A 7,110-nucleotide genomic window follows, 5' to 3' on the forward strand; every position below is an offset into this window, starting at 1 on the left:
GCCGCGCGCAGCCTGCACGAGGTGCCGGAGGAGCAACGCACCCTCGGACAGCTGCGCGCCGACGTCGCCGCCGCACTCCTCCTCGATGGCGAGACCGTCAGCCGCCCCGACGGCTCTCGACCCGCCACCGCAGTCCCGCACGGGATCCGCCCCCGTGTTTCCGTGACCGTTCCCGTCCTGACCCTCCTCGGGCGCTCGGATGAGCCCGGCATCCTCGACGGCTACGGACCCATCGACCCGGCGACCGCTCGGCGCCTGGCAGCCGACGCGCCTTCTTTCGCCCGGATTCTGACCCATCCCGAGACCGGCGCGGTCCTCTCCGTCGGACGTACCACCTACCGCGTCCCGGCCGATTTGCGCCGGGCCCTCGCCACCCGCGACGTCACCTGCCGCTTCCCCGGCTGCACCCGCTCCGCCCGCGACAGCGACATCGACCACAGCATCGAGTGGCAGCACGACGGCCGCACCGACACCGGCAATCTCGCCCACCTCTGCCGGCACCACCACCGACTCCGCCACACCACCACCTGGCAGGTCCACCACCGACCCGGCGGCGTCCTCGACTGGACCAGTCCCACCGGACGACACCACAGGACCGCGCCGGAGCGACCGGAACGGCCGGAGCGGCCGGAGCGGCCGGAGCGGCCGGAGCGACTCTTCGGAGGTGCGCCGGAGTGGCGGCGCGACGGCAATCCCCCTCCGTTCTGAGCGGCAGGGGATGCAGGGCCGGCAGTCGCCGACGGAGGGGGGCATCGGTGACGATGGTCGACGGGAACGGCGGCGAAACGAGAGCGGGACGATCGGGGAGACGATGACCGGCGAGCACACGATCCAGGAGCGCGCAGCGGCGAGGCGCCACCTCGTCGACGTCGAGCTCGAGGGCTGGGCGATGGACTGCTGCGGGGAGCCGTTCGCGGTCGGCGACAGGGTGACCTGGACGCTGATCGCGCTCGGACCTCGGATCCCCGGGCTCCGCGCGAGGTTCCTGAAGGAGCACCACGAGCCGGCGAGGCCCTCTCGACCGGTGGCGGGCGTGGTCCGCGGGCTGGTCGGACGCACGGTGCTCGGCGAACGGCTCGCGATCGGCGAGGGAGTCCTCGTTCCGGACAGGAGCCGCCGGCGCGTGCAGCGGCTCGACGGCTGGGACGGCACTCGCGGCGGGGTCGACCTGACGGCGGTCCTCGAGGTCGACGACCGCACGGACCTCCCCGGGTACGAAGCGCCGCGGGAGGCCGTGCGCGAGTCGCCTCCTCCGCCGCCGGCCGAGGTGATCGCCGCGCTCCACGAGCGGCTGGTGCGGCTGCACCACGACCACGGCCCGCGGCTGCGCATCCGCTCGCTCGACGGAGGACGGAAGGCGAGCCTGCTGCCCGAGGCCGAGGGCGCCCGCCCGGTGCACTGGAGTGTCGGACCGACGTCGCTGTCCGTGAACCTCGGCGACCGGCGCTTCCTGCTGCCCGCCGATGCCGACGGGGTCGCCGAGGTGGACCGGATCCTCGAGGCGGTCGTGCGGGGCGACATCGCGCAAGGGGGTCTCACCCCGCCGCTCGCCCGGAGTAACGTGCCGTCCTCCCCCTGGTGACGGTGCCGGGCCGACGACGACAGCGCGAGCACGACGACAGCGCGAACGACCCGACAGCGGAGGACGACACGAGCATGACGGCAGACAGCACGACCACGAGCACGAGCACGAGCACGAGCACGAGCACGAGCGACACCACCACCTCGCACCGCACCCGCACCACCGCGGTGCTCTTCGACATCGACGGCACGCTCGTCGACTCGAACTTCCTGCACATCGAGGCGTGGGCGCGCGCGTTCTGGCAGTGCGACCTCGAGGTGCCGGCCTGGCGCATCCAGCGCGCGATCGGCGCCGACTCGTCGGAGCTGATCGGCATGCTGACCGACGACGACGTCGACGAGCAGACCCGCACGCGACTGAAGGCCCTGCACGCGAAGAACTACGCCGAGCTCGGACCCCGACTGGTGCTGCTCCCGGGGGCGCGCGAGCTGGTGCGGGCGATCGCCGGGCGGGGAGCACGCGTGATCCTCGCGACCTCGGCGCCGCAGGAGGAGCTGGACCTCCTCCTCCGCGTGCTCGATCTGGGCGACGCGGTGCACGCGGTCACCAGCGGGGAGGACGTGGACACGGCGAAGCCCGACCCCGGCATCATCGCGATCGCGCTCGAGCGCGCGGAGGCGGGGCCCGACGACGCGATCATGGTCGGCGACGCCTCGTGGGATGTGCTCGCGGCCGAGAGGGCCGGGCTCGCGACCGTCGCGGTGCTCTCGGGCGGCACGGGCGAGCACGAGCTGCGCGAGGCGGGCGCGTCGCGGTGTACGACGACGCGGCCGCGATCCTCGCGGACCTGAACGGCGGGCCGCTGGCCGACCTGCTGCGCTGACGCCGGAGCGCGCGCAGCAGGCCGCAGCGGCTACTCCCGAGGACGCCGGCGCAGCACCAGCATCGTGACCCCGACGGCGAGGGCGACCGCGGCGAGCGCCCCGCCGATCCACAGTACGTCCCCGATCGGCACGGCGTCGGTTCCCGAGGGGGCGGCGTCGGCGGAGCCGGACTCGGCGGAGGCCGACTCCCCCGAGACGTCGACCGTGCCGTTGCAGTCCGGCACCGACTCCGAGCCCTCCGCGAGGGCGACGCCCGCGGCGGGCTGCCAGTCGAACGAGTACTGGCCCGACACCGGGTGGCCGTCGGTCGAGACGACCTGCCAGGTCACCTCGTACGCACCGGCCGCACCGAGCTCGAGGGGCATCGACGCCTCGGGTCCGAGGACGGTGACGCAGCCGTCGCCGTAGTACAGGCCGTCGGGTCCGGTGACTCGCAGGCCGGCGGCGCGGCCGTCGTCGCCCAGCACGAGCAGGTCGTCGTTGGTGGTGACGGCCAGGGTGCCGGGCTGCTCGGTGAGCGTCGCGTCGGCCGCGGGAGTGCTCGAGACGAGGTAGTTGTGCGCGCTGGCGGGCGCCGCCACGACGACCGAGCCGGCGAGGCCGACCAGGATCGCCGCGGCGGCGACACCGGAGCTGCGGCGCAGGGTCACGCCGAGGCCTTCGGTCCGCGACGGCGCGAGGCGAGCGCGACCGCGACTCCGACGGCGCCGACGACGAGGCCGCCGACACCGAGGACGCGGGCGACGACATCGGCGCCACCGGCGGAGCTCGTCGAGGAGGCGGTGGTCGCCGCGGCGGTCTCCTCGTCCTCGTGCGAAGCGGAGCCGGAGCCGGCGCCGTGGTGGCCCTCCCCCTCCTCCGCAGCGGTCACGGCCACGACCGGAGCGGGCAGCTCCGGCTCGTCCTCGCCCTCGACGGTCGGCTGGTCCCAGGCGGTCGAGCCGGTCTCGCAGGTCTGCAGCACCGGGAACGCGAGGGTCTCGCCCGCCGCGTCCTCGGGGAGCTGCAGCTGCAGCGAGACGGTGTCGCGGTAGCCGTCGGCCAGCGGGGTCTTCGCGGTGTAGACGACGTCGGAGACGCGCTCGGTGACGGAGGCGCCGTGCGAGTCGGTGATCGGCTCGGCGAGGGCGACCTCGTTCTTCACGACCTCCCAGTTGGGGTTCACGGTGGGGCTGACCGAGTTGATCCCGTCCGGGATCGTGATGGTGAGGCCCGTGGTCGGCGAGCCCTCGCAGCCGTGAGCGAGCGAGAACGTGACGACCGTGTAGGCGCCCGCGGCCGTGGTGCTGGCGGCGGCGGTCACGTGCGCGCTCGCCGCCGCCGGTGCGGCCAGCGCGAGGGCGACGGAGCCGGCGGCGACGAGTGCGCCGCTGCCGACGAGGCGGAGGCGCTGCGAGCGGCGACCGGAAGAGGAACGGGCGGAAGAGGAACGGGCGGAGGTGGAGCGGGCTGCGGAGGAACGAGTGGTCGAGGTCATGATGACGAGTCCTTGAAGGGGGCCGGCGGTCGCCGGGCATCCGGAAGCGCAGCGCGGTCGTGCGGTGCGCGCATGGACGCCGACCGGCACGAGCCCCGGAGCGGGGCGGTGTCAGACGGCGCGCAGGGCGCGCAGCGGCGGACCGCGGTGCCGCAGGTGCGTGAGCGCGGCGTCGAGCGGACGCGGCGAGCGCGGCTCCGGAGCGCCGTGCACGGCGACGGAGGGAGCGACCGGTCCGAGCAGCAGCGCACCGGCCCGGACGACGAACCGCACCACGACGCGGGCGAGCCGCTCACCCAGCGTCCAGAAGAGCCCCTCGCCGCGCCGCAGCGCAGCGATGGTGAGGACGCCGGCCACGAGGTGCGCCAGCGTCATCAGCGGGGAGTGTGCCGCGTGCCCGCCGCCCGCGGCCACCAGCTCGACGGTGCCCCCGTCGTGGAAGTGCGCGCCGGTCGCGGTGGTCCCGACGACGCTGACGTCGCCCCCGCCGCTCGCGAGGAAGAGGACGTGGAACGCGAGCTGGCTGAGCAGCACCGAGAGCGAGAGGCGCACCAGCGAGAGCCGGCGGCCGGCGAGGAAGACGCACACCACGGCGGCGAAGGCGGCCGCGAGTGCGAGGACGGCCGGGCTCGGGGCGTGGGCTCCGGCGAGGGTGTGCGACGCCGCGGCGGTGGCGGTCGCGGCGACGGCGGCGGTGACGCCCCGTGCGACTCGCGCCCACCTGGTCTGCACGTCGGATCCCGTTCGTCGAGGCGGACCCGGAGGATCGCGCGGTTGCTCCCGGCGGATCGCGAGGACCGTGCACCGGCGCCCGCGAGCGCAGGCGGACTCCAGGGTAATCGACGCAGCCGAGCGCCCGAGGGGCGTGGAGGACCTGCACGGCGGGCCGCCCGACCCCGTTACGAAGCCGTTACCGAACTTCTCCGATCCGATCCAAACCCCCTCGGGCAGGGCTCCGAAGACATGTCAACGGCCGCGAAACGGTCCACACAGCACGAACCCCCTCTGCACGACCAGGACAACGGAGCCCCTCACCGGGACCGTCTCACGAAGGAGAAACATCATGCGAACCACCAAGCGCACCACTTTCGCCGCATTCGCCCTCATCAGCGTCGCGACCCTCGGCCTCACCGCCTGCTCCAGCGGCAGCGGCTCGACCACCGAGTCCACCGAGGACTCGATGTCGTCCTCCGCTCCCATGGAGACCTCGACTCCCATGGAGACCGAGACCCCCATGGCGACCATGGACCCGGCCGCGAACCTCGTCGGACCCGGCTGCGCCGCCTACGCCGAGCAGGTCCCGGACGGCGCCGGCTCGGTCGCCGGCATGTCGCTCGACCCGGTCGCCACGGCCGCCTCGAACAACCCGCTCCTCAAGACCCTCACCGCGGCGGTCTCCGGCCAGCTCAACCCCGACGTCAACCTCGTCGACACGCTGAACGGCAGCGAGTTCACCGTCTTCGCCCCCGTCGACGACGCGTTCGCCAAGCTCGACGCCGCGACGCTCGCCACGCTGGCCACCCCCGAGGGCGCCGCGACGCTGTCGTCGGTCCTGACCTACCACGTCGTCCCCGGCCAGATCGCCCCCGCCGACATCGAGGGTGCGCAGACCACGGTCCAGGGCACCGACCTCACCGTCACCGGCTCCGGCGACGACATCAAGGTGAACGACGCGTCGGTCATCTGCGGTGGCGTCCAGACCGCCAACGCGACCGTGTACCTCATCGACACCGTCCTCATGCCGGCTGCGTAAGCAGTCGACCCGCGGTCACCGACCGCAGCAACGCCGAAGGGCGGGCACCGTGAGGTGTCCGCCCTTCGGCGTTGCCCTGTCCGCCTACTCGGCGGGGGCGCTGATCTCGGCGAGCACCCGGTCGCCCGGGAACGCCTGGACCATGTCGGCCTCGATCTCGGCGCGCTCGAGCAGCTCCTCCATGCGATGGCGGCGGTTGCGCGTGATGAGCGTCACGACGGTGCCCTTCTTGCCCGCGCGGCCTGTGCGGCCCGAGCGGTGCAGGTACGTCTTGTACTCGTCGGGCGCGTCGGCCTGGATGACCAGGTCGATGTCGTCCACGTGGATGCCGCGGGCGGCGACGTCGGTCGCGACGAGCACGTCGACACGGCCGCTGGTCAGCAGCGCGAGGTTGCGCGTGCGGCGCGACTGGTTGAGGTCGCCGTGCAGGCTGGTCGCCGGGATGTCCGCGTGCTCGAGCTGCTCGGCGAGCTGCTCGGCGAAGGCGCGGGTGCGGGCGAAGATCAGCGTCTTGCCCTCGCGCGCGGCCAGCTGCTCGATGATCTGGGCCTTGTCGCGGTGCTCGATGACCAGGACGCGGTGGTCGATGGTCGAGGACGCCTGGTCCTCGCCGGCGACCTCGTGCACGCTCGGCTCGACCAGGAACTCGTCGACGAGCGTCGCGACGCCCTTGTCGAGGGTGGCCGAGAAGAGCAGGCGCTGTCCGCCGGACGCCGTGCGGCGGAGGATCCGCTGCACCGGCTCGAGGAAGCCGAGGTCGCACATGTGGTCGGCCTCGTCGAGGACGGTGACGGTCACCTTCGACAGGTCGAGGCGGCCCTGCTCGACGAGGTCCTCGAGACGGCCCGGCGTCGCGATGACGATGTCGACTCCGCGCTGCAGGGCACCGACCTGCTTGTACTGGGGCACGCCGCCGAAGATCGTCGTCGTGAAGAGGCCGACGGAGCGCGCGATGGGCTGCACGGTGCGGTCGATCTGCATCGCGAGCTCGCGGGTCGGGGCGAGGATGAGCGCGCGGGGGGCGCGGCCCTGCTTGCGGTCCTTGCCCCCGTTGTTCTCCATCAGGCGCTCGACGACCGGGGCGCCGAAGGCGATGGTCTTGCCGGAGCCGGTCTTGCCGCGGCCGAGGACGTCCTTGCCGCGGAGCACCTCGGGGATCGTCGCGGCCTGGATCGGGAACGGCGCGGCCGCCCCCATCGAGGTCAGCTGCCGGACGATGTTGGCGCCGAGGCCCAGGTCGCCGAAGGACACGCCCTCGACGTCGACGGCGAGGGTCGCGGTCGCCTCGAGGCGCTCGAGGACGACGTCGTCGACCTGGTGCGAGCCGCGGGTGTCGCGCGAGGGGTAGAAGTCCGAGGAGTCGCGACGGGGGCCGCGGGCGCGCCGGCGGGACGGTCGTTGCGGTCGTACGAGGTGCGGGCCGGGCGGTCGCTGCGCTCGAAGGAGCGGGCGGCGGGACGGTCGCCGCGGTCGA

The 7,110-nt window shown here is 73.7% G+C and carries 8 protein-coding genes; 4 read left to right on the top strand and 4 right to left on the bottom strand.

The features are described 5' to 3' along the window. The 3 genes from B0T42_RS18400 to B0T42_RS18410 form a co-directional block, all read left to right on the top strand. A partial coding sequence (locus B0T42_RS18400; protein WP_139344585.1) for an HNH endonuclease signature motif containing protein occupies positions 1-708 on the top strand: 708 nt, incomplete at its 5' end. A gap of 103 nt (positions 709-811) precedes the next feature. Further along, the gene (locus B0T42_RS18405) at positions 812-1,582 is read left to right on the top strand and encodes a DUF6578 domain-containing protein (RefSeq protein WP_077224431.1); all 771 of its coding nucleotides are present in this window, start codon (positions 812-814) and stop codon (positions 1,580-1,582) included. 74 nt (positions 1,583-1,656) lie between these two features. Then, positions 1,657-2,373 (top strand): HAD family hydrolase, encoded by a 717-nt coding sequence (locus B0T42_RS18410; RefSeq protein WP_236720410.1) that lies wholly within the window; start codon positions 1,657-1,659, stop codon positions 2,371-2,373. 62 nt (positions 2,374-2,435) lie between these two features. On the opposite strand, the gene B0T42_RS18415 is transcribed toward B0T42_RS18410, so the two are convergent. From B0T42_RS18415 to B0T42_RS18425, 3 genes are all read right to left on the bottom strand, one after another. Further along, positions 2,436-3,056 carry a copper resistance CopC family protein gene (locus B0T42_RS18415; protein WP_158078188.1) on the bottom strand — a complete coding sequence of 207 codons (621 nt, stop codon included), beginning with the start codon at positions 3,054-3,056 and terminating at the stop codon, positions 2,436-2,438. Beyond that, positions 3,053-3,883, bottom strand: a complete 831-nt coding sequence (locus B0T42_RS18420) for a YcnI family copper-binding membrane protein (protein ID WP_077224432.1) — start codon at positions 3,881-3,883, stop codon at positions 3,053-3,055. Before B0T42_RS18420 ends, B0T42_RS18415 begins: the two co-directional genes overlap by 4 nt. A gap of 111 nt (positions 3,884-3,994) precedes the next feature. Next, complete coding sequence (locus B0T42_RS18425) at positions 3,995-4,615, bottom strand: hypothetical protein (protein WP_077224433.1); 621 nt, start codon at positions 4,613-4,615, stop codon at positions 3,995-3,997. Between the two features lie 331 nt (positions 4,616-4,946). On the opposite strand from B0T42_RS18425, the gene B0T42_RS18430 reads away from it, so the two are divergent. Then, positions 4,947-5,636, top strand: coding sequence for a fasciclin domain-containing protein (locus tag B0T42_RS18430; protein WP_077224434.1), 690 nt, complete (start codon positions 4,947-4,949; stop codon positions 5,634-5,636). An 84-nt stretch (positions 5,637-5,720) separates the two neighbouring features. Here the strand turns inward: B0T42_RS18430 and B0T42_RS18435 are convergent. Beyond that, on the bottom strand, positions 5,721-7,110 hold a 1,390-nt coding region (locus B0T42_RS18435), incomplete at its 5' end, for a DEAD/DEAH box helicase (RefSeq protein WP_236720411.1).

It is taken from the genome of Rathayibacter rhapontici, assembly GCF_001995175.1.
Classification (GTDB): domain Bacteria; phylum Actinomycetota; class Actinomycetes; order Actinomycetales; family Microbacteriaceae; genus Rathayibacter.

What these genes read in the sequence shown, in the direction of transcription:
- B0T42_RS18405 (WP_077224431.1), top strand. Translation starts at nt 812, where the DNA reads ATGACCGGCGAGCACACGATCCAGGAGCGCGCAGCGGCGAGGCGCCAC.
- B0T42_RS18410 (WP_236720410.1), top strand. Translation starts at nt 1,657, where the DNA reads ATGACGGCAGACAGCACGACCACGAGCACGAGCACGAGCACGAGCACG.
- B0T42_RS18420 (WP_077224432.1), bottom strand. Translation starts at nt 3,883, where the DNA reads ATGACCTCGACCACTCGTTCCTCCGCAGCCCGCTCCACCTCCGCCCGT.
- B0T42_RS18430 (WP_077224434.1), top strand. Translation starts at nt 4,947, where the DNA reads ATGCGAACCACCAAGCGCACCACTTTCGCCGCATTCGCCCTCATCAGC.